Below are 21,741 nucleotides of genomic sequence, written 5' to 3' on the forward strand. Positions count from 1 at the left end.
AAGTCATGATTGATCGGCGTAGGGACGCAGCAGGCGTCGTTCCAGCATCAGCGTGGCCTGATAGCCCAGCAACCCGATGGCGGCAATGGCGGTCAGCGCGGCGAACATCAGGGGCGTGTCCATCATGCCTTGCGCGGCGATGATGACGGCGCCCAAGCCTCGGCTGGCGCCGATGAATTCGCCCACTACGGCGCCCACCAGTGCCAGCACCAGCGCCACGCGCAGCCCCGCCAGGATGCCCGGCAGGCCGGCAGGCAGCTTCAGCCGCAGCAAGGTTTGCGCGCGCGTGGCGCCCAGCATGCGAAACAGTTGCAGCCGGTTCGGGTCGACCTGGCGCAGCCCGGTCAGCGTGTTTTCCATCAAGGGGAAAAAACAGATCAGCGCGGTCATGACCACCGTGGGCGCCATGCCGAAGCCGAACCACACCACGAACAGCGGCGCCAGCGCCAGCTTAGGGACAACCTGGCTGACAATCACGTAGGGTTTGAGCACGCGGTCCAGCAAGGCCGATTCGGCCAACGCAATGCCGATGCCCAGGCCCGCCGCGCCGCCGATCGCCAGGCCCAGCAGCATCTCGGCAAGCGTTGCGCCGATGTGTGGCCACAGGTAGCCGGTGGCCAGGCTGGTCCACAAGGTTTGCGCGACGGCGGACGGTGCGGGCAGCACCAATGCCGAGATACCGGCTTGGCGCACGGTGATTTCCCAGGCGCCAAGCAGCGCGATAAGCAGCGCCAGCGCCAGCACGCGGAATCGAATGGCGGGCGTCATGGGCGCGCCCCGGTCATGAATTCATACACCTGCGCGCAGGTGGCGTTGAACGCGGCGCCGTGCCGCATGGCTTGCGTGCGGGGCGCGGGCAGGTCCACCGGCAGGTCGGCCAGCATGCGGCCCTGGTGCATGACGGCCACGCGGTCGCCCAGGTAGACGGCTTCGCTGATGTCGTGCGTGACGAACAGCACGGTGGTATTGCGCAGGCGGCACATGCGCAGCAGGTCGTCTTGCAGCTCGCCGCGTGTGATGGCGTCCAGCGCCGCGAAGGGTTCGTCCAGCAATAGCAAGGCGGGTTCAAGAATCAGCGCGCGGGCCAGCGCCACGCGGCTTTGCTGGCCGCCGGACAGTTGGCGTGGGTAGTGTTGTGCGTGGTCGGACAGGCCCAGCATGGACAGCAGATCGTGCGCGCGCCGTGCGTCTTCCGGCAGCGGTCGGCGTTGCAACGACACGGGCAGCAGCACGTTGTCGATCACGTGTTGCCAGTCCAGCAGCGTCGGCGCTTGAAATACATAGCCCAGCTGCGGGCCGGGCGCGGCGGGCGTGCCGTCTTGCAGCACCACGCGGCCGGACTGCGGCGTCAATAGCCCGGCGGCGAGTTTCAGCAGCGTGGTCTTGCCGCAGCCGCTGCGACCCACCAGGCAATGAAAGCCGCCGGCTTGCAGGCGCCAGTCGATGCCGTTCACGATGGGCGCGCGGCCGGGGTAGGTGTAGACCGCCCCGTCGATGTGCAGGAAGGGGCGGGACGGGTCCGCAATCATGGTTCGTACGGCGCGTAGGGGTCGGCGGCGGTTTCGGCGGACTGTTCGATTTCCGTCATGCGCACCAGGTCCAGCAGGTTGAAACGGCCGTCGTGATGCCAGCCCGCTTCGGGCATGCTCATCGCGCCAATCGCGCTGACGCGGGTAACGCCTGCCGCGCCCAGCTGATCGGCCAGGCGATACAGCTCTTCGGGCGTGGCGGCCACGCCCGCTGTTTGCAGGTAGTGGTGGTGGGGCGCCACGCGCGCCGCCACCTCATCCAGCGTGTCGATACCGGCCACCACGATGCTGCGTTGCAGGGCCGTGGGCGACAGGGAAGGCGCGGTGTCCACATAAGAGACCGTCCACGCGGCATCGGGGTCGCCGATCAGCACGTCGGCGGCGTTGGACGGCAACTGCCATTCGATGGACTGCCGCCATTTGGCCAGCGCCGCCGATTCGGCCAGATCCAACGCGCGGCGCGGAAAGCGGCGATGCAGATTGGCCAGCTCGCCCGCCAGGTAAGCCGCAAAGTCGCGCGGCGATACCAGGCCGCCACGCTGCACGTAAAAAATCTGCGGCGAATAACAGCCCTGCTGGTCGTAGCGCATCACGTCCCATGCCGCACGGCGCGCCAGGGCGGGCGCCTTTTGTGCGTCCAGCGCGGCCGCGCTGACCACGCCAAAGCCCAGCTTGTGGCCATGCGGCAGAAAGCGCGTCGTGACGGGCAGGCGGCGCTGGATGGCATGCAGGGCATCGTTACCGCCGTACGCCACGACGGTATCGGCCTGCGCGTACAACGCGGCGGCGTCGTCCTCGCCCGCGCCACGCCACCAGACCACGGCCAGGCAGTCGGCCAGCGGTGGGTGCACCTCGGCCAACAGGTGCGCGAACCAGCCGGCAAACAGCGGCTCGGCGCTGGGCAGCTTGCCAATATTGCCGGCCTTGACCAGCAGGCCGCAGATCAGGCTCCACAATGCCAGCGCGGGCACGTTGCCGGCCCAGCTGTGCACCAGCAATTGCGGGCCATGCGCGCGCACCGCGCCGCCCTTGGCCGCGGGCTGAAAGCCGTCCAGCACCTTGGGGTTGGCGAAGTCTTCGGCCACAAAGCGATGCAGCTGCGGCGCGCGGAAGGTCTTGAAAAAGCCGGTCAGGCCCAGCCGCACCATCTGCCCGTCATAGCCGCTGACGATCGGCAACAGCGCATCGGCTTGTTGCCGAACCGGGTCGTTGGCATCCAGCAACCGGGCGATGGCGCGGTCGATGACGTTGATGATCTCCGACACCGTCATCGTCTTCAGATGCCGCGCGCTGGCCTGCTTGACGCGTTCGGCCAGCGCTTGCATCTGTGCGGCGGTCAGCACCGGCACGGCCACATCCACGCGCCGGCCGTCCTGCTCGAAGGGCAGGGTCTGCCATTGGACATCGGCCGAGGTCAGCCCCGGCAGATAGCCCGCTTGGACGCGTTGCACGCTCATGGCCGCGCCGACTGAATGAATTCTTCGACGGCCAGCGAGCAGCCCTTGGCCTGCGCGCCTTCAGCACGGCCCAGCAGCAAAAAGCCGCCATCGGCGGGTTGCCCGACGTCTTCAGTGAGGATGGTGCTGACCGAGTTGAAGTTGCCCAGGTCGCAGTGCGCCAGGATGCCGCGTTCGCCCGCGGGCACGGTGCGGCCGCTGGCGGGGTCGACCAGGCGCGAGCGAATCCAGTGCGGCCCCGATTTCACGGAAGGGACGGTGGCATTGCCGTCGTCATAAAACTGGGTGCTGAGTTCGGTCATGCCATACATGTTGATGCACAGCGATCGCGGCACGCCCAGCAGCTCGGACAGCTCGGAATAAAAGGTGTCCAGCGGCAGCTCGCGCGACTGGCCCTTGTAGCCGCCGGTGTCCAGGATGCGGCTGCCCGGCGGCAAACGGAACGTGCGGCCCGCGGTGCGCAGCGCATCGATCACATGCACGAAGCTGAAACTGGCGCCCAGCAGCGCATAGGGCTGGCCGTCGCGTTCAGCCTCTTCAAGGCGACGCCACAACCCATCCAGGTCGATGCCCTGCGGCGACATGAAATAGCGGCTGTCTTCGGTGCCGAACGCGGTCTTGGCCAGGGCCAGATAGTGGGCCAGCGACGAATTGGGCATGGCGGCTTCGTCCGGAAACAGAATGCCCATCGGCAGGCGCGGCGTGCCCCGCATGACGCGCGCGGCGAAATTGCGCGTCATGGACAGGTCGTAAACCTCAAGATGCGGGTGAAAGTGCCGCCCGCGCATGTCGGCGCGCGTAGTGCCGCTGGTCATGAAGACACGCTCGTCGGCCCGAGGCGCCTCGCAGCGCAGCTCCATCGCCTTGAAGGCGTCGATGGGCACGGCGGGAATGTCGCTCCAGGTCTTCACATTGCGCACGGTCGCGCCGCGCCGCTGGCAAAACGCGCGATACGGCCCGTTGGCGCCATATTGATACGCAAAAAGCCGTAGCGCCATCCGGTCGAACTGCGCATCGGTGCAGCCGTCCTGGGCAATGAATTCAAGAAGTTCCGCGACGGGCGGGGCAGCGTTGTTCATGGGCGTTCGTCGATTCCGGTACAAGGAAGCTCCGAAGCCCGCCCGCGCAAGCGGCGCAAGGGCGCGGCAGGGTCGGACGATTGCTCTTCTTACGCCGGCATGAACCGGGTCAAGTTCGCGGGTCTGAATCTCAGCACTGGCGTGCACCCCGGAGCGAAGGCAATGTTAACCCGCTCTAGGGTTCGCCGCTTAGGTCGAATCCAATTGACAAATCAAAGCAAAAAGCCCCGCAGTAGTGAATACCGGCGGGGCTCAAAGCTTGAATCTTTGGTGGCCTGGGGCGGAATCGAACCACCGACACAAGGATTTTCAATCCTCTGCTCTACCGACTGAGCTACCAGGCCAACACGTACACGGTGCAAAAAGCCCAGCGCGGCGGCTGGGCTTTTTTTGGGACTTGATATTGCTATCGCAATCCCAATAATTCTTTTGGTGGCCTGGGGCGGAATCGAACCACCGACACAAGGATTTTCAATCCTCTGCTCTACCGACTGAGCTACCAGGCCAACGAAGTCCGCAACTATACACAATTTTTTTTGCCCACGCCAGCCGTAGGGGCGGATCCGCCAACTATTTTTCGCCCCGTCGCGCCTGCCGACTGTTGGGTGAATGGAACGGAAGGTGCGACGCAGGGTCGCGGAAGTGGGCGCAAATGGCCTGGGGATAACCCGCAGGGGTATAATCTTTCAGTCATTTTCGTGGCAGTTCTTTACGCATCCACATGTCGGTCGCTGTCCTTGCCTTCGGTCTGAACCACACGTCCGCGCCGGTTTCGGTTCGCGAACGCGTGTCCATGCCCGTCGATCTGGTCAAGCCTGCACTGGAAGGTCTGCGTTCGGCATTCGGCGGTTCCGTCCGTGAAGCCGCCATCCTGTCCACCTGTAATCGCACCGAAATCTATTGCGCGGCCGACGGTCACGTCGCTGATCAATTGCCCGCCTGGCTGGCTGAACATAACCGCCTGGACGCCGGCACGCTGCGCCCGCACCTGTACCGCCATCATCAAGACGACGCCGTCCGTCACGCTTTCCGCGTGGCCAGCGGGCTGGACTCCATGGTGCTGGGTGAAACCCAGATCGTGGGGCAGATGAAAGACGCCGTGCGCGCCGCCGGCGAAGCCGGGTCGCTGGGCACCTTGCTGCACCAGATGTTCCAGCGTACGTTCTCGGTGGCCAAGGAAGTGCGGTCGCAGACCGCCATTGGCGCACAGTCGGTGTCCATGGCCGCCGCCGCCGTCCGCCTGGCCGAGCGCGTGTTCGGCAACCTGGACCAGGCCCGCACGCTGTTCATCGGCGCGGGCGAAATGATTGAACTGTGTGCCACCCACTTCGCCGCGCAACGCCCGCGCAGCATGGTGGTGGCCAACCGCACGGCCGAGCGCGCCGAAATCCTGGCCAACCGTTTTTCGGCCAGCACCATGAAGCTGTCCGACCTGACGGATCGCCTGTCCGAGTTCGACGTCATCGTTTCCTGTACGGCAAGCTCCCTGCCCATCCTCGGCCTGGGGATGGTGGAACGGGCTACGCGCCTGCGCCGCCACCGCCCCATGGTCATGATCGACCTGGCCGTGCCGCGCGACATCGAGCCCGAAGTCGGCCGCCTGGACGACGTCTATCTGTATTCGGTGGACGACCTGGGCCGGCTGGTGCAGACCGGCACCGACGCGCGCCGCGCTGCCGTGGTGCAGGCCGAAGCCATTATCGAAACCCGCGTCCAGGGCTTCATGCACTGGATGCAGTCCCGTGAAGTGGTGCCCGTTATCCGCGACCTGCACCAGGCCGCCGAAGACGTCCGCGCCGCTGAACTGGAACGCGCGCGCCGCCTCCTGGCGCGTGGCGAATCGCCCGAAGCCGTGCTGGAACAGCTGGCGCACGGGCTGACGCAAAAATACCTGCACGGCCCGCTGGCGGCCTTGAACCGCAGTGAAGGCGACGACCGCAAGCAACTGCTTGCCTGGATGCCGCGCCTGTTTCCCGGCCGCGATTCCCGCCGTTAGCGAATCTGCCCCACGCCCCGCCTCCTGGCGGGCGTTCGTCTTGTGGGCGCCCGCTATTCCCGTTTTTTCTTTGGTCATTCCCCCATGAAATCTTCCATGCGCAGCCGGCTGGAGCATCTGTGTAACCGCCTGACCGAGGTGGACGCGTTGCTGGCCCAACCGGAAACCGCGTCCGATATGGACCGTTTTCGCAAGCTCTCGCGCGAACGCGCCGAGCTGGAACCCGTGGTCGACGCGTTCACCGCATTTGCCCGCACTGAAGAAGACCTGGCGACGGCGCAGGAAATGCTGTCCGACCCCGACATGAAGGCCATGGCCGAAGACGAGATCAAGTCGGGCCGAGGCAAGCTGGAAAGCCTGGAAAGCGCATTGCAGCTCTTGCTGCTGCCGCGCGACCCCAACGACGGGCGCAGCGTGTTCCTGGAAATCCGCGCCGGCACGGGCGGCGACGAAAGCGCGTTGTTCTCGGGCGACCTGCTGCGCATGTACACCCGCTATGCGGAAGCGCGCGGCTGGCGCGTCGAGCTGATGTCGGAAAGCGCCTCGGAGCTGGGCGGCTACAAGGAAGTGATCGCGCGCATTGATGGCGACGGCGCCTACGGCCGCCTGAAGTTCGAATCCGGCGCACACCGCGTGCAGCGCGTGCCGGCCACCGAAGCGCAAGGCCGCATCCACACGTCGGCCTGCACCGTGGCCGTGATGGCGGAAGCCGACGAGATGTCGGAAATCGTCATCAACGCCAACGACCTGCGCATCGACACGTTCCGCGCCAGCGGCGCGGGCGGCCAGCACATCAACAAGACCGATTCAGCGGTGCGCATCACCCACTTGCCGACCGGCCTGGTGGTGGAATGCCAGGATGACCGCTCGCAGCACCGCAACAAGGACAAGGCCATGCAGGTGCTGGCCGCGCGCCTGAAAGACAAGGAAACGCGCGAGCGCCAAAGCAAGGAAGCCGCCGAGCGCAAGAGCCTGATCGGCACGGGCGACCGCTCCGAGCGCATCCGCACCTATAACTTTCCGCAGGGCCGCGTGACGGACCACCGCATCAACCTGACGCTGTACAAGTTGCAGCAGATCATGGAAGGCGACCTGGAAGAACTGACCGGCGCGCTGATCGCCGAGCATCAGGCCGAGCAGTTGGCGGCGCTGGGCGACGACCTCTGACGCGCGCGCGATGACGACGCCCCAGCTCAAAAGCCTGCTGCTCGACACCCGCCTGCCGCGCCTGGAAGTGCGGATGCTGCTTGAGCACGTGCTGCAAAAGCCGCGCGCATGGCTGCTGGCGCACGACACCGACCCGCTGGACCCCGACGTTGCCGCCGCCTTCAACGCGCTGCTGGCGCGCCGGTTGGCGGGCGAGCCGATGGCGTACCTGCTGGGCCACCGCGAATTCATGGGTCACCGATTCACCGTGACGCCCGACGTGCTGATTCCCCGTCCCGACACCGAAGTGCTGGTGGAAACCGCGCTGGAGTGCGTGGCGGGTATCGCCGGGCCTGCCGTGCTGGACCTGGGCACGGGCAGCGGCGCCATTGCGATCTCCATCGCCCTGGCCCGACGCGATGCGCGCGTGATGGCGTCCGACGTCAGCGCCGCCGCGCTGAAGGTGGCGGCGGCCAACGCGTGGGATCTGACCGCATCGGTGCGTTTCGTGGAAGGCAGCTGGTTCGATGCGGTGCCGGCCGGCGAGGGTTTCGATCTGATCGTGTCCAACCCGCCCTATGTGGCCAGCAACGACCCGCATCTGGACCAGGGCGATCTGCGCTTTGAACCTCGCGGTGCGCTGACCGACGGCGCGAGCGGGCTGCAAGACTTGAGCCGCATCGTGACGGGCGCCGCCCAGCACCTGAGGCCGGGGGGCGCGCTGTGGCTGGAACACGGCTGGGACCAGGCGCAGGCGGTACGCGGCTTGCTGGCCGATGCCGGGTTCGAGAATGTGCACAGCCGCCACGACCTGGCCGGCATCGAACGAATTTCCGGCGGACGCCGGCCTGCCGCGCGCGGTTGACCCGGGCCGTCTGTTACAAGAGTTTGGCGCGGAAAACGCGTTTGGCCTGACCCGCTTCCGGGGATTTCGGGCGGATTTTTCCGCTGTACCTATAATTGGCGTATTCCGTTATGCCTGTCCAAGAGACCACCATGAGCGACGTTCAAGAATTCATCCGCGAAACCGTGACCCAGCACCCCGTTGTGCTGTTCATGAAGGGCACCGCCCAATTCCCGCAGTGCGGCTTTTCCGGCAAGGCCATTCAAATCCTGAAGGGCTGTGGCGTGAAGAAGCTGGTCACCGTCAACGTGCTGGAAGACGACGAAGTCCGCCAGGGCATCAAGGAATTCTCCAGCTGGCCCACCATTCCCCAGCTGTACGTGGCCGGCGAATTCATCGGCGGCTCGGACATCATGAACGAGATGAATGAATCCGGCGAACTGAAGACGCTGCTGGAGCAATCCGGCGCCACGGCTTAACGCCGCGATGCGGCGGCTTGTTATCGGCATCACCGGCGCCACGGGCGCGTTGTACGCGGTGCGCATGCTGCAAGCCTTGCGCGGCGTGGATGATGTCGAGACGCATCTGGTGGTGTCCGCCTCGGGTGTGCTGAACATCAAGCACGAGCTTGATGTCAGCCGCCACGACGTCTACGCGCTGGCCGACCACGTGCATTCGGTGCGCGATGTGGGCGCCACGCTTGCCAGCGGCGCATTCCAGACCGCCGGCATGGTGATCGTGCCGTGTTCGATGCGCACGTTGGCGGCGGTGGCCCATGGCCTGTCCGACAACCTCATCACACGCGCGGCCGACGTCACCTTGAAGGAACGCCGGCGCCTGGTGATGCTGGTGCGCGAAACGCCGTTCAACCTGGCGCACCTGCGCAATATGACCGCCGTAACCGAAATGGGCGGCATCGTGTTTCCGCCGCTGCCGGCCTTCTATCACCGCCCGTCGTCCATTGAAGAAATGGTGGATCACACCGTAGCGCGCGTGCTGGAATTGTTCGACATCATCGTGCCCGGCCCGCATTGGGAAGGCATGAAGTAGCCAGGCCGCTGCCGGTGTGCCGCGTGAAATGAAACAGCCCCGCCTGCGGGGCTGTTTGCATGCTGGCGGCGGCCCGGGCTTACTCCACCAGCCCCAAGCCATTAAGCGCTGCCAGATTTTCCGGCCATTGACGCGCGCGGGCGTTTTGCAATTCGATGCGCGCCCAGGCCATCCAGCCCGCCCATTCAATGCGCTTGTCCCACGCCGTGCCCCAGGCCTGCAAAGCCGCCAAGCCAGCTGCCGCATGCGTTTTGGCCGCGTCGAAATCGCCCGAGGTCAGCGCCAGTTGCGCCAGCAGCAAACGCGGTTCGCCCACCCACGGGTTATGCGCCACGGCGGCTTCCAGAAGATGGCGCGCGCTATCCATTTCCGTCAGCGGGTGCATGCGCGTGATGACCTGCCAATACAGCGCGCTGGCGGCGGCTTCGTCGCGCGGGCTGAGCGTGGCGCGGCACGCGTCGAACGCCGGCGGGACGGGGATGCCGGTATCGGCCGGCATGCCGGACAAGGGCGCCAGCAAGTGCGACAGCATCGACAGGATATTTGACGGCGGCTTCAGTGGGCCGGGCCACAACGACGATGCCCAGTTGGTTTTCAGATCACGCCGCTGCTGCTGCGGATACCCGGCGAAGATTTCGTCTTGCCAGCTGTGCCATTGTTCGCCGATGTCGGCGGCGGACACGACGATGAACGCGGCGACCTGGCGCGGCGTCAACGTAAACACCTGGCCATCGGTGCCTTCAAGCGTCATGCCCGCACTGCCCGTGCCTTGGCCCGCCAGCACGGCCTGCACGAACTTCGTGCGAGGCATGGCGCAGAACAGGCTGACCCATTCCTCGGCTTCGTCGCCCAGCACGTTGCGCAACGTCTCGCGTTCGCGCTCGCGGTCGAACAAGGTCAGGTCCACGTATTCGTTGCCGTACACGCTGTGGAACAAGCCCAGCATGCGCACTTCGCGCGGCTGGTTCCACAGCGCCAGCGTGCGGTACACGCCCAGCAGATGGTGCTTGAAGGTGCCGGCCTTGTGCCAGTCTTCACCGGCGCTGCGGGCGAACAGCAGGTCCAGCAACGCGGGCAGGTCCGCATCGATGGCTTGGTAGTGGTCGGCAAGCAAGGAGCGCGCGTGCGGGTGTAGTTCGGCGGATGTGGGCATGGCGTGAATGCGGATGATTGATGGCAGCCGCTATTGTGTCCGCATGACGCGGGCTTGTCATGGCGCGGCGCTTTATACGATTTCGCGCATATCAATATGAATATTCATCGCTTCCGGTTTTGTAGGACGCTGCATAGAATCGCGGCTCATTCTTTCTACTTTCAGAGATCCCTATGCGCCCTATGCGCCTTCGCCATTCCCTCGCCGTATTCGCCGTTGTGCTCGGATTTGCCGGCACCCAAGCCATGGCGCAGGACGCCGAACTGAAGGTCGGCGTCACCGTGGGTCCGCACGCGCAGATCGGCGAAGTGGTGCAGCAGGTGGCGGCCAAGCAGGGCCTGAAAGTGAAGCTGATCGAATTCAGCGATTTCATCCAGCCCAACGCCGCGCTGGACGCCCGGGAACTGGACCTGAACATCTATCAGCACAAGCCTTTTCTGGACTCGCAGAACAAGGCGCGTGGCTACAAGCTGGTGCCGGTGGCCACTGCCGTGGTGCAGCAGATGGGCATCTACTCCAAGCGCCTGAAGTCGCTGGACGACCTGCCGCAAGGCGGCAAGGTGGCGATACCCAATGACCCCACCAACGGCGCCCGCGCGCTGCTGGTGTTGCAGGCGGCCAAGCTCATCAAGCTCAAGGACGGCGTGACGGTGACGGCGTCGTTGTTCGACATCGTTGAAAACCCCAAGCAGCTGAAGTTCATAGAGATCGAAGCGGCGCAGTTGCCGCATTCGCTGTCGGACGTGGACGCGGCGGCGGTCAACTCGGCCTACGCCATCCCGGCGGGCCTGTCGCCCGCCAAGGATGCGCTGGCGCTGGAAAGCAAGGACGCGCCCTTTGCCGCCGTGGTGATCGCCGCGCGTGAAGACAACAAGAACGACCCGCGCATTGCCCGCTTCATCAAGGCGTACCAGTCGGACGAGGTGAAGGCGTTTGTGGCCAAGCAGTTCCCGGGGGCGTACTCCACGTCCTGGTAAGCGTCGCGCCCGCGTCTGGCGCCTGACGATCAGGCGTAGCGCCTGAGTCTGGCGCCTGACGATCAGGCGTACTTGCCCGTCAGCCCGCCGTCCACGACCAGCTCGGTGCCGGTGATGTACGACGCATCGTCCGACGCCAGGAACGCCACCGCTTTCGCCACCTCCCAGGGCGTGCCCATGCGGCCCATGGGCACCTGCTTGTCGCGCGCGGCCAGCGCGGCTTGCAGGTTGTCGGGGTCGAACATGCGCGCCACGTTCTGCGCCACGCGCGGGGTATCGATCAGCCCGGGGATCACGGTATTCACGCGGATGCCGTCAGCGGCATATTGCTGCGCCGCCATGCGCGCAAAGTGGATGACGGCAGCCTTGCTGACGCTGTAGGCCAGGTGTGGGTAACCCGTGTACCGGATGCCAGCAATGGACGACACCGTGACGATGGCGCCGCCGCCCTGTTGCCGCATCACGGGCGCCAGCAGGCGCGTGGCGATCAGCAGGCTGGTCACGTTTACCTGCTGGATGCGGTCCCAGTCTTGCAGCGAAATATCTTCCGGCCCGCCCACCTTGCCGATGCCCGCGTTGGCTTGCAGGATATCGATGCGGCCGTAGCGGCGCAGCGCGGCGTCCACCGCCGCTTGCATGGCGTCGGGGTCTGCCACGTCGGCCTGCACCGCCAAGGCGCTGCCGCCAATTTTTTCGACTTCATGGGCGGCGTCTTGCGCGGCCGCCAGGTCCACGTCCAGCGCCACGATGGCGGCGCCTTGCCGCGCCATCGTCACGCAGCTGGCGCGGCCGATGCTCCAGCCGCTGGCGGACGCGCCGGCGCCGGCTACCAGCGCGACCTTGCCCGCCAGCCGGGTATCGGTGCCCTGCGCCGCCGTCATGCCGGTCCTCCGTCCTCTTGCTGATGCGTCTTGCCCTTGCCGACGTAAGGAATGGCGTGGTCGATGGTTTCCCAGATGTAGCGGCCCGATGGGCTTTGCTGTTCTTCGGCCACGTGCGACACCAGGCCGGCCGCGCGCGAGATCACGGCAAAGCCGCGCATCAGGTTCGTGGGTACGCCGATTTCGCTAAGCAACGCGGCCACCGCGCCGGTGGCGTTGATGGTGATGTGCTTGCCATAGGTCTCGTCCACGGCGGCGGCCAGCAGGCGCAACGCGTTCAGCGACGCGCCCTCCAGGTCCGGCTCGGCCTCGGCCAGCGCCAGCAGCTTGATGGAACGCGGGTCGTCGGGCTTGTGCAGATGGTGGCCAAAGCCGGGCAGCGCCTGGCGCTGTTCGCGGAATTCGCGCGCGATGGCCAGCGCTTCGGCACGGCCGTCCGCCGCCTGCTTGATACGGTCCAGCAGGCGCGAGCAATTTTCCATGGTGCCCACGAATTGGCTGCCCACCGCCATCAAGCCGGACGCGACGGCGCCTTGCAGGTTTTCGGGGGCGCTCATGTAGATCAGGCGCGTGGCGATGGCGCTGGGCGTCATGCCGTGTTCCATCAACGTGACCAGCACCGCGTCCACGATGCGCATGTCCACCGGGCGCGCGTCGCGGCCCAGGATCTGCATGATCATGACTTCGGTAAAGGTCTTCTTGCCGATCAGGCCGTCAACCAGATCGACGTCGCGGTACGACATGCCGGTCAGATGATGGGCGCAAAGGCGGGTTTCGGGTTGGTTCATGGCGTCTCCTTTTGTGCGGCGTCGCGCACGGCATTCTTCAGGACCTTGCCCACGCTGGAGCGCGGCAGGCTGTCGTGGATATGGAACTGCTTGGGCGTGGCGACCGGCCCCAACAGTGCGCGCACATGCGCCTTCAGCGCGTCGGCATTTGCCTGCGCGCCAGGGTGGAACTGCACGGCGGCGTGCACGGCTTCGCCCCATTTGTCGTCGGGCAGGCCGAACACCGAGCATTCGTACACGGCCGGGTGTGACGACAGCGCGTTCTCGACATCGACCGGGTACACGTTGAAGCCGCCGGTGATGATGACGTCGCGCAGCCGGTCTTTCAGGAACAGATAGCCGCGTGCGTCGATCAGGCCCGTGTCGCCGGTGTGCAGCCAGCCGTCCACCAGCGTTTCGGCGGTTTTCTCGGGCAGGCGCCAGTAGCCTGTCATCGTCAGGTCGCCCTGCACCACGACTTCGCCGATTTCACCGCGCGGCAACAGCGTGCCGTCGGGCGCCATGATGGCCACGTCGGACAGCCACGTCGCCCGCCCGACCGAAGCGCGGTTGCGCGGATCGTTCAAGTCCGACGGGCGCAGCACGGTGGCGATTTGCGGCGCTTCAGTCTGGCCATAGGTGGTGCCCAGCACGGGGCCAAAGAAGTCGCGCGCGCGGTCTATTTTTTCCGGCGGCATCGGCGCGCCGCCGTAGATCAGGTTGCGCAGCTTGGGAAAGTCGGCGCGCGACACGCCGTCCTGCGCCATGATCATGTAGATCAGCGTGGGCGGCATGAAGCTGAGCGTGCCGCCGCGCTCGCGAAAGGCGGCGGTGATGGTGGCCGGGGTCACGCTGTCCAGCAGCAGGTGCGCGCCGCCGCAGGCCAGTATGGGCAGCATGTAGGTGCCGGTGCCGTGGGTGATGGGCGCGGACACCACGTAGCGGTCCTCGCACGTCAGCTGCCAGCTGGCGATCTGGTTGATGATGCCGGCGTTCCACGCGCGGTACGGTTGCATGACGCCCTTGGGCAGCCCGGTGGTGCCACCCGTGAACTTGATGGCCTGCGTGGCGTCACGGGACAGCGCGTGGCGCGTGGGCTCGTGTCCGGCGTACTGACGCAGCAGCGCGTTCAGGCGCAGGTTTGCACCGGTGCGGGTGCTCGTGCCCTTGCCGCTGCCAGTGGAGGTATCAGCGTCCGTGGCTGTGCCCCTGTCAGCGTCCCCGTCTCCGTCCCCGTCCGCATCGTCAAGGTGGATGCGGGCGCCGTCCGCCCACGGCGCCAGCGGGTCGCCGGTGGCGTCCACGATGACGATGGACGGCGTGGTCGCATCCAGGATGCGCCCGATCTCGCGCGCGGTGCTGCGATAGTTAAGCGGGACCCAGATCTTTCCGCTGGCCAGCACGGCCAGCAGCGCCAGGATGTGCCGCGCGGAATTTCCCGCGCACAGGGCCACGCGCGTTTGCGGTTCGGGGTCCAGGTCTTGCAACGCGGCCGCCAGGGCGCGGGTACGGGCTGCCAGTTCGGCGTAGCTCACCGCCCCTTCGGGGCCGTCCAGCGCAATGCGTTCGGGATACTGCTCGGCCGCGCGGAAAAAGAAATCGATCGGGTACACCCTGTGCTCCTGAAAACTAGTTGGCCTTGATGTCGGCGCGTTTGACGACGGCGGCCCATTTGTCGATTTCGCTGTCGATCTTCTTGGCGAAGGTCTCCGGCGTGTTGGGCGTGGTCGGCGCGTAGAAGCCGGCCTGCTTGTAGGACGCCTGCAAGGCGGGGCTGGCCAGTGCCTGGTTCAGCGCTTCGTTCAGGCGCGCGATGACGGGTTGCGGCGTGCCGGCGGGCGCGACCAGGCCAAACCACGATTCCACGTCAAAGCCCGGCAACCCGGATTCAGCCAGCGTGGGCACGTCCGGCGTGGCGGGCAGGCGCTGCGGCGATGTCACGCCAATGGCGCGCAGCTTGCCGGCCTGCACGTGCGGCAACGACGAGGGCAGGTTGTCGAACATGGAATCGACCTGGCCGCCCAACAGGTCGGCCACGGCCGGACCGCTGCCGCGATACGGCACGTGCAGGATGTCGGTGCCCGTTTCCATCTTGAACAGCTCGCAAGACAGGTGGATGGACGAGCCGCTGCCCGACGAGGCGCAGGTCAGCTTGCCCGGATGCGCGCGGGCATAGGCGATGTATTCCTGCACCGTCTTGACCGGCACCTTGGGGTTGACCACCAGAATGTTCGGAATGGTCGCGACCAGGCCGACGGGCTTGAAGTCCTTGATGAAGTCGTAGTTCAGCTGGCTGTACAGGCTGCGGTTGATCGTGTTGGCGATGGAACCCACGTACAGCGTGTAGCCGTCCGGGGTGGCGCGCGACACGATCTCGGCGCCGATGTTGCTGTTGGCGCCCGTCTTGTTTTCCACGACGAAAGTCTGGCCCAGCGCCTCGGACAGCGACTTGGCCATCAAGCGCGCGACGATATCGGTGGCGCCGCCCGCCGCGTAGCCCACCACCAGCGTTACGGGGCGATCGGGGTAGGGCTTGGCCGCCAGGGCAGGGGCGCCGGCGACCAGCGCGCTGCCCAGGGTCAGCGCAAAGGCGGCCAGCCGCCTTGTGTATGCAGTCTTCATGAATGTCTCCGTCCTGTTTTGTCTAATATTTGGACAGATCTTCGTCTGCCCGTTTTGATATTGGGCTTTGATGGAAGCGTCAGCAACGCAGGGTGTCCAAAATATGAACAAAGCGGAATTGGAGTCGGAATCGCAGTCCTCGGGGCCCGTGGTCTTGCGCCGGGGCCTGCGGGTGCTGGGGGTGTTGCGGCAAGCGGGGGCGGGCGGCATGCACGTCACCGACATTGCTCGCGCGGCGGGTATGCAGCGCTCTACCGCGTATCGCTACCTGGAAGTGCTGGTGCAGGAAGGCTATGCCCTGCGCGAGTCCGAGGCGCCGCGCTGGCGCATCGCGGAACTGGGCGTGATGATGGCGGGCGACCCGCACGCGCAGGCCGTGCGCGGCCTGCGGCCGGTGCTGCGCCAGATCAGCGACGTGACGGGGGATTCCGCCTTTCTGATTTGCCGCGCGGCAAACGATTCGCTATGCCTGCATCGCGAAGTGGGCAATTACCCGGTGCAGGTATTGGCGGTAACGGTGGGGCACCGCCAGCCATTGGGCGTGGGCGCGGCCGGCCTGGCGTTGCTGGCGGCATTGCCGCCGGCCGAGGCCGATGAAGTGGTGACGCAGAACGAAAAGGCCTTGCGCGCCTATGGCGGCATGACCGGTGTGCAGATGCGGCGGCTGGTTGAGAACACGCGCGACCGGGGCTGGTCGGTGGTGGGCAACGCGGCGGTGCCCGGCGTGCTGGGCGTTGGCGTCGCCGTGTGCGACGCCAACGGTTATCCGCGTCTGGCGGTCAGCGTATCCAGCCTGATCGACCGGATGCAGGCGCCGCGCCAGCGCAGCATCGCGGAACTGATCCGCGGCCAGCTGGCGCAAGACGACGTCAAGCCGCGGCCGGGGTCGGCGCGCGATACGTCTTCTGGTAGTGCACCGTGAACGTATTGAAGGCGTCCAGCGCCTTTTTGGGGTCGTGGCCCGGCTTGACCAGAAAGCTGGTGAAGCCGACGCGCGCCTGGTAGTGGATGGTGTCGATCATCACGTCGCCCACCGCGCGCAGTTCGCCCGTCCAGTGGTATTGCGTGCGCAGCAGCTGCGCCAGCGAATAGCCACGGCCGTCGGTGTAGTTGGGAAAGTCCACGGCGATGAAGGCGATGCCGGCGGGGTCCAGCGTGCCGTCGGGCTCAGCCAGGTCACGCAGGTCGGCGTCGGGTTCCAGCAGCACGGCCACGGGATGCTTGTGGCGGCGCAAGGTGGCGCGCGAGGTTTTCCAGATGGAAAGCGGCACGATCCAGCCGGGCTCGTCCGTGGGCACCTGGCCCTCGGCGGCCACTTCGGGTTCGGGCACGAACGGGCGCGCCGTGTCGGCTTGCAGGCGGCCGTCGCGGATCAGGTGCGGGCCGGGGGCGTCGTGGGCGTAGAGGTCAGGCATGGGCGGGTTCGGCGCTTTGTACGGGTTTGGCGAAGGCGGGATCGGCGTAGACGTCCTGCTTGAAGGGGTCGATGCCGACGCGGTCCACCACGTCGATGAAGCGTTCGGTTTCGCTGTCGCGCAAGCCCAGGTAGGTGCGGATCAGGCGGTCGACAACGCCGGGCACCTGTTCGCGTGCGAACGAGGGGCCGATGATGCGGCCCACGGCAGCGCCGCCGCCGCGCGTGGATTCCAGGTCGGGCAGGGGCTTGGCGGCGCCGTTCTGGCGGCCACCCAGCGTGACCTGATACCACTCTTCGCCGGCCTTATCGACACCCAGGATGCCGATGTGGCCCACGTGGTGGTGACCACAGGAATTGATGCAGCCGGAGATGTTCAGGTCCAGTTCGCCGATTTCGAACAGGTAGTCCAGGTCGTCGAATTGGCGTTGGATGGCTTCGGCCACGGGGATGGACACGGCGTTGGCCAGCGCGCAGAAGTCGCCGCCCGGACAGGCGATGATGTTGGTCAACAGGCCGACGTTGGGCGTGGCCAGGTTCAGCGCTTCCAGCTTCTGCCAGAGCTCGTGCAGGCGGGCGCGGCGCACGTCGGCCAGAATCAGGTTCTGTTCGTGCGAGACGCGCAATTCGCCGTAGCCATAGGCATCGGCCAGGTCGGCCACGGCGTCCATCTGGTCGGCGGTGATGTCGCCGGGCGGCACGCCGGTGGGTTTCAGTGAGACGGTGACGGCGGCGTAGCCCGCGACCTTGTGCGCGTGCACGTTGGTGCGCAGCCAGCGCGCAAAGCGCTTGTCGCCGGCGGCCAGCGCGTCGGTGTTGTCGGCATCTTGCGCGGCGGCGGCATCGTATTGCGGCCACACGAAGCGGGCCTTGATGCTGTCCACGAAGTCCTGGGTGATGGTGTCGGGGCCGTCTTTGATCAGCTGCCACTGTTCATCGACCTGCTGCGCATAGACCTCGGGCGTCAGGTCCTTGACCAGGATCTTGATGCGCGCCTTGTACTTGTTGTCGCGGCGGCCGTGCAGGTTATAGACGCGCAGCGCGGCTTGCAGGTAGGTCAGCAGGTGCTGCCATTCCACAAACGGGTTGATCAGCTTGCCGACGATGGGCGTGCGGCCCATGCCGCCGCCGACCCACACGCGAAAGCCCAGCGTGCCATCGCGTTCAACGGCTTGCAGGCCGATGTCGTGCACGCCGACGGCCGCGCGGTCTTGCACGGCGCCGCTAACGGCAATCTTGAACTTGCGCGGCAGGAAGGCGAATTCGGGGTGCAGGGTGGACCACTGGCGGATGATCTCGCACCACACCAACGGGTCGACAAGTTCATCGGGCGCGACGCCGGCGAAGTGGTCGGTGGTGGTGTTGCGGATACAGTTGCCGCTGGTCTGGATGGCGTGCATCTGCACGGTGGCCAGTTCGGCCAGGATGTCCGGCACGTCTTCCAGGCGGGGCCAGTTGAACTGTATGTTCTGGCGGGTGCTGAAGTGGCCGTATCCGCGATCCCATTTACGGGCGATGTGCGCCAGCGTGCGTAGTTGGCGCGACGCCAGCATGCCGTAGGGAATGGCCACGCGCAGCATGGGGGCGTGGCGTTGGATGTACAGGCCGTTCTGCAGGCGCAGAACGCGGAATTCATCTTCGGTGAGCTGGCCGTCGAGGAAGCGGCGCGTCTGATCGGCAAACTGCGCCACACGCTGCTCGACAAGCTGCTGGTCGACGGGGTCATACACGTACATGTCTACTGCCCTTGTGGTCTTCTCGGTCTATGCCCTGTAGCGTCCGGCGCGCAGCGTCGGAAAAGGGGATTCATAACCGTAACAGCCAGCAGACGGCAGCGTCTAAGTCATTCTCGTAATATGGAAATAAGGCCCCCACGCTTCGCGCCTTCGGCGCTCTCTGCCCCCCAAGGGGGCGTTTCCTCCCTTGGGGCGGCCCTGCGGGAGGAAAGGGTCCCTTCGCGCAGCGCTATTACAAGGCGGCAGTTACTGCCCAGCGCGCGACCAGGACCAGCAGGATCACCAGGACCGCCGCCAGCAGCAGCCCGGTTGCAATCAGCGGGCCGGGTTTGTTGTGGGCGATGTCGGCGTGGTAGCCGCGGCCGCGCCGCACGCCGAAGAAACCCCAGAGCACGGAGCGGACCGTGCGCAGGAAACTAAGCATATGCGCCTCGTGGCGGATGAGGGGAACTGGCACTGTAGGCGCTGGCGGGCGCGCCAAACAGAGGCAGATTCGCGTCAGGCGACCGTATCAGTTGGCGGCGGCGCCGGGGTGCCGATGCCGCGCACGATGTGTTCCAGCAATTCGCGCGCAGCGGGAGAAATGTGGCGGCCGGCGCGGCTCAGCACGTGCAGGCTGCCCTGGTTCAGGATGGGGTTGGCCAGCGGCAGGCTGGCCAGGCGCTGGGCGCGCATGTCGGCCGTGACGGCGATGGGCGGCGTCAGCGCGTAGCCGATGCCCGCCGCCGCGAACTGCCACAGCGCCTTGAACGACGACGTCGTCAGCACGTTGCGCAAGCGCACCTGTTCACTGATCTCGGCCGCCTGAATGTGTTGCCGCACCCCAAACCCTTCCTGCATCGACGCGCCGGGGTGATCCGCCAGATCGGTCAGCAGCAGGGGGCGGCCCAGCCGGGTCAGCGGATGATCCTGCCGGACGATGGCGCGGATGGGTTCGGGCCGCGAATAATGCGTGCGCAGCCGCGCGTCGTTGGGCGGCTGGAACACCAATCCTATATAGGCGCGGTCGTCCACAATGCGCTGCACGATCTCGGACGTGCGCGCGACATCGATGTCCAGCGTGACTTCCGGGTGGCTGCGCCAGTACCCGGGCAGCACGCGGTCGAACATCAGTTCGACGAAGCCTTCGCCCAGCACCAGGTCGATATGGCCGCGCTCGGCTTTGCGCAGGCTGTCGATTTCAGAGAAGAAGCTTTCCTGGATGTTCTGCTGCCGCTTCACATAGCGGGCCAGGATGTGGCCGGCGTCGGTGGGCACCACGCCGCGCCCGCGCCGTTCGAACAGCGCCATGCCGCAGTCGCGTTCCAGCGCGGCGATGGCGCGGCTGACGGCGGACGGGTCCATGTCCAGCACTTCGGCGGCGCCACGCACCGAGCCCCGGCTCATGACCTGCATGAAATAGTGAGTGCGGCGGGCGTCGAGTTTTTCGTCCATGGCGGGTTCCAGGCGGGCGGATGCGGCGGCAGATACACAGTCCCGGTTAAGGGTTTACCCGTATCGAAACCGATGCCGTGCAAAATTTTCCCAGGAAAAGGCCGTGCGTTGCATTTTACGCAACGTTTATGCGCGGGCGGTGTCATGGTTGCCTGAAAGACCCCCGGCGAAAATTCCGCCTGCTGCCGCAGCGCTGCGTTTGCCCGGCACGCGCACAAAATCTACTCACGTTCATCAGGGGAAATCGATGTCTCTCGCCAGCGCCAGTCTGGCCGCGCCTTCCATGTCGCTATCCGCCCGCGTTCGAATGCTTGCCGCCATTTTGTTGGTGGTGGGTATTTCCGAAGCGATCGGCAGCGTCACGTTTTCGGTGGGGCCGGGCAAGATCGTTCTGCAACCGATGCTTTGGGCCATCTTCATTGGCGCCATCGTGGCGGCTTTCGGCCAGCGGCTGCCCGTGGGCGCCGGCATCGACAAAGCCATGCAGACCCGCATCAGCGGCTATCTGCAATACGCCTTGCTGCCCTTCCTGGCCAAGCTGGGCCTGATGGTGGGCGGCGCGTTGCCGCAGGTGCGCGAAGCCGGCTGGGCGCTGGTGTTCCAGGAATTCGGCCACTTCTTCGGCACCATGGCCATCGGCCTGCCGCTGGCGTTGCTGCTGGGCATCAAGCGCGAAGCCATCGGCGCCACGTTCTCGGTGGGCCGCGAGCCCAGCCTGGCCATCATCGGTGAACGCTACGGCATGAATTCGCCCGAAGGCCGTGGCGTGATGGCCGAGTACATCACCGGCACGGTGATCGGCGCGCTGTTCGTCGCCCTGATGGCCGGCTTCATCACCAGCCTGAACATTTTTGATCCGCGCTCGCTCGCCATGGGCGCCGGCGTGGGCTCCGGCAGCATGATGGCCGCGGGCGTGGGCGCCATCGCCTCGCAGCAGACGCCTGAAATGGCGCATCAGGTGGCCGCGCTGGCCGCCGCCGCCAACTTGCTGACGACCGTGGTCGGCGTGTACTTCACGCTGTTCATCTCGCTGCCGACCACGATCTTCCTGTACGGCAAGCTGGAGCCGGTGCTGGGCCGCTGGTCGCGCGGCAAGGCGTCTGAATCGGTTGTGGACGACAGCGTGTCGGAAGACGTTCCGGCGCATAACGCCAAGATGGGTTTTGGCGACCGCCTGACCGCCTATGTCATCTGCGGCCTGTTCGCGCTGGTGGGCAACCGCCTGGGCTACAACGTGCCGTTCATGGACGCGTTGCCGGGCATGGGCATCATCATCCTGCTGGTGGTGCTGACCGACCTGATCCTGCGTGTCGTGCCCAAGCTGCCGGCCGTGTTCGTGCTGTCGCTGATCGCCATGACGGCCGGGTGCCCGGGCGTGCTGCCGTACTCGGACCAGATCATCGCGCTGGTCGGCAAGGTGAATTTCCTGCCGTTCACCACCGTGATCCTGGCCATGGCCGGGCTGTCGATCCTGAAAGACCTGCCGGCGTTTCGCAAGCTGGGCTGGAAGATCGTGGTGGTGTCCCTGGCCGCCAACGCCGGCACCTTCATGGGCGCCACGATGATCGCGGAATTCTTCCACTGATCGATCCGAGCGGGGCGGCGCCGATGGTGCCGCGCTGAACGCGAATGAAAAAGCCGCCTGACGTTGTCAGG

The 21,741-nt window shown here is 66.0% G+C and carries 21 protein-coding genes, 2 tRNA genes and 1 riboswitch; of the genes, 8 read left to right on the plus strand and 15 right to left on the minus strand.

The genetic code is table 11. The features are described from left to right. Positions 1-3: 3 nt before the first annotated feature. The 6 genes from AC6LJY_RS14910 to AC6LJY_RS14935 form a co-directional block, all read right to left on the minus strand. Positions 4-768, minus strand: coding sequence for an ABC transporter permease (locus AC6LJY_RS14910; RefSeq protein ID WP_314355377.1), 765 nt, complete (start codon positions 766-768; stop codon positions 4-6). After that, a complete protein-coding gene (locus AC6LJY_RS14915) occupies positions 765-1,529 on the minus strand; it encodes an ABC transporter ATP-binding protein (protein ID WP_498136266.1) in 765 nt (254 codons plus the stop codon). The genes AC6LJY_RS14910 and AC6LJY_RS14915 overlap by 4 nt, the downstream gene beginning before the upstream one ends. Continuing rightward, positions 1,526-2,986, minus strand: coding sequence for an acyl-CoA reductase (locus tag AC6LJY_RS14920; RefSeq protein WP_314355379.1), 1,461 nt, complete (start codon positions 2,984-2,986; stop codon positions 1,526-1,528). The genes AC6LJY_RS14915 and AC6LJY_RS14920 overlap by 4 nt, the downstream gene beginning before the upstream one ends. Next, positions 2,983-4,065, minus strand: a complete 1,083-nt coding sequence (locus tag AC6LJY_RS14925; protein WP_498136267.1) for a LuxE/PaaK family acyltransferase — start codon at positions 4,063-4,065, stop codon at positions 2,983-2,985. The genes AC6LJY_RS14920 and AC6LJY_RS14925 overlap by 4 nt, the downstream gene beginning before the upstream one ends. A gap of 69 nt (positions 4,066-4,134) precedes the next feature. Continuing rightward, positions 4,135-4,226, minus strand: a riboswitch (TPP riboswitch). A 107-nt stretch (positions 4,227-4,333) separates the two neighbouring features. Beyond that, positions 4,334-4,409 (minus strand) — tRNA-Phe (locus tag AC6LJY_RS14930). Positions 4,410-4,495: 86 nt separating this feature from the next. Beyond that, positions 4,496-4,571, minus strand: a tRNA-Phe gene (locus AC6LJY_RS14935). 215 nt (positions 4,572-4,786) lie between these two features. Here AC6LJY_RS14935 and hemA point away from each other — a divergent pair. The 5 genes from hemA to AC6LJY_RS14960 all read left to right on the plus strand — a co-directional run bounded on the left by hemA (position 4,787) and on the right by AC6LJY_RS14960 (position 9,101). Continuing rightward, entirely contained in the window at positions 4,787-6,061 is a 1,275-nt protein-coding gene (gene hemA / locus AC6LJY_RS14940) for a glutamyl-tRNA reductase (RefSeq protein WP_046803238.1), read from the plus strand. An 84-nt stretch (positions 6,062-6,145) separates the two neighbouring features. Next, positions 6,146-7,228: a peptide chain release factor 1 gene (prfA, locus tag AC6LJY_RS14945; RefSeq protein WP_046803353.1), complete on the plus strand. Its 1,083-nt coding sequence runs from the start codon at positions 6,146-6,148 to the stop codon at positions 7,226-7,228. 10 nt (positions 7,229-7,238) lie between these two features. Further along, complete coding sequence (gene prmC / locus AC6LJY_RS14950) at positions 7,239-8,072, plus strand: peptide chain release factor N(5)-glutamine methyltransferase (protein ID WP_046803239.1); 834 nt, start codon at positions 7,239-7,241, stop codon at positions 8,070-8,072. A 131-nt stretch (positions 8,073-8,203) separates the two neighbouring features. Then, positions 8,204-8,530: a Grx4 family monothiol glutaredoxin gene (gene grxD, locus AC6LJY_RS14955; RefSeq protein WP_006227137.1), complete on the plus strand. Its 327-nt coding sequence runs from the start codon at positions 8,204-8,206 to the stop codon at positions 8,528-8,530. 7 nt (positions 8,531-8,537) lie between these two features. After that, complete coding sequence (locus tag AC6LJY_RS14960; RefSeq protein WP_046803240.1) at positions 8,538-9,101, plus strand: UbiX family flavin prenyltransferase; 564 nt, start codon at positions 8,538-8,540, stop codon at positions 9,099-9,101. Positions 9,102-9,180: 79 nt separating this feature from the next. Here AC6LJY_RS14960 and AC6LJY_RS14965 read toward each other — a convergent pair whose 3' ends face one another. Continuing rightward, entirely contained in the window at positions 9,181-10,254 is a 1,074-nt protein-coding gene (locus tag AC6LJY_RS14965) for a tetratricopeptide repeat protein (protein ID WP_498136268.1), read from the minus strand. 182 nt (positions 10,255-10,436) lie between these two features. Here AC6LJY_RS14965 and AC6LJY_RS14970 point away from each other — a divergent pair, with 182 nt between their 5' ends. After that, positions 10,437-11,231: a MetQ/NlpA family ABC transporter substrate-binding protein gene (locus AC6LJY_RS14970; protein ID WP_120157652.1), complete on the plus strand. Its 795-nt coding sequence runs from the start codon at positions 10,437-10,439 to the stop codon at positions 11,229-11,231. A gap of 62 nt (positions 11,232-11,293) precedes the next feature. On the opposite strand, the gene AC6LJY_RS14975 is transcribed toward AC6LJY_RS14970, so the two are convergent. Genes AC6LJY_RS14975 through AC6LJY_RS14990 form a run of 4 tightly spaced genes read right to left on the minus strand, consistent with a single transcriptional unit; the run spans position 11,294 to position 15,501 of the window. Further along, entirely contained in the window at positions 11,294-12,112 is an 819-nt protein-coding gene (locus tag AC6LJY_RS14975) for an SDR family NAD(P)-dependent oxidoreductase (protein WP_498136269.1), read from the minus strand. Next, positions 12,109-12,900, minus strand: coding sequence for a citryl-CoA lyase (locus AC6LJY_RS14980; protein ID WP_314355383.1), 792 nt, complete (start codon positions 12,898-12,900; stop codon positions 12,109-12,111). The genes AC6LJY_RS14975 and AC6LJY_RS14980 overlap by 4 nt, the downstream gene beginning before the upstream one ends. Next, positions 12,897-14,492 carry a class I adenylate-forming enzyme family protein gene (locus AC6LJY_RS14985; RefSeq protein ID WP_498136270.1) on the minus strand — a complete coding sequence of 532 codons (1,596 nt, stop codon included), beginning with the start codon at positions 14,490-14,492 and terminating at the stop codon, positions 12,897-12,899. Before AC6LJY_RS14985 ends, AC6LJY_RS14980 begins: the two co-directional genes overlap by 4 nt. 16 nt (positions 14,493-14,508) lie before the next feature. Continuing rightward, the gene (locus AC6LJY_RS14990; protein ID WP_046803246.1) at positions 14,509-15,501 is read right to left on the minus strand and encodes a Bug family tripartite tricarboxylate transporter substrate binding protein; all 993 of its coding nucleotides are present in this window, start codon (positions 15,499-15,501) and stop codon (positions 14,509-14,511) included. Between the two features lie 103 nt (positions 15,502-15,604). Here AC6LJY_RS14990 and AC6LJY_RS14995 point away from each other — a divergent pair, with 103 nt between their 5' ends. Continuing rightward, positions 15,605-16,423, plus strand: a complete 819-nt coding sequence (locus AC6LJY_RS14995) for an IclR family transcriptional regulator (protein ID WP_498136271.1) — start codon at positions 15,605-15,607, stop codon at positions 16,421-16,423. Here the strand turns inward: AC6LJY_RS14995 and AC6LJY_RS15000 are convergent. The 4 genes from AC6LJY_RS15000 to AC6LJY_RS15015 all read right to left on the minus strand — a co-directional run bounded on the left by AC6LJY_RS15000 (position 16,371) and on the right by AC6LJY_RS15015 (position 20,085). Further along, positions 16,371-16,916, minus strand: coding sequence for a DUF934 domain-containing protein (locus tag AC6LJY_RS15000; RefSeq protein ID WP_498136272.1), 546 nt, complete (start codon positions 16,914-16,916; stop codon positions 16,371-16,373). The genes AC6LJY_RS14995 and AC6LJY_RS15000 overlap by 53 nt on opposite strands. Beyond that, complete coding sequence (locus AC6LJY_RS15005) at positions 16,909-18,651, minus strand: nitrite/sulfite reductase (protein ID WP_498136273.1); 1,743 nt, start codon at positions 18,649-18,651, stop codon at positions 16,909-16,911. The genes AC6LJY_RS15000 and AC6LJY_RS15005 overlap by 8 nt, the downstream gene beginning before the upstream one ends. Positions 18,652-18,883: 232 nt before the next feature. Beyond that, entirely contained in the window at positions 18,884-19,075 is a 192-nt protein-coding gene (locus tag AC6LJY_RS15010) for a DUF2970 domain-containing protein (protein WP_046803250.1), read from the minus strand. A gap of 74 nt (positions 19,076-19,149) precedes the next feature. Further along, complete coding sequence (locus AC6LJY_RS15015; protein WP_104141679.1) at positions 19,150-20,085, minus strand: LysR family transcriptional regulator; 936 nt, start codon at positions 20,083-20,085, stop codon at positions 19,150-19,152. Between the two features lie 247 nt (positions 20,086-20,332). Between AC6LJY_RS15015 and AC6LJY_RS15020 the strand changes: the two genes are divergently transcribed. Then, positions 20,333-21,670 carry a DUF3100 domain-containing protein gene (locus AC6LJY_RS15020; protein ID WP_046803252.1) on the plus strand — a complete coding sequence of 446 codons (1,338 nt, stop codon included), beginning with the start codon at positions 20,333-20,335 and terminating at the stop codon, positions 21,668-21,670. Positions 21,671-21,741 lie beyond the last annotated feature (71 nt).

This window comes from Achromobacter sp. RT286_PF, from assembly GCF_059760425.1.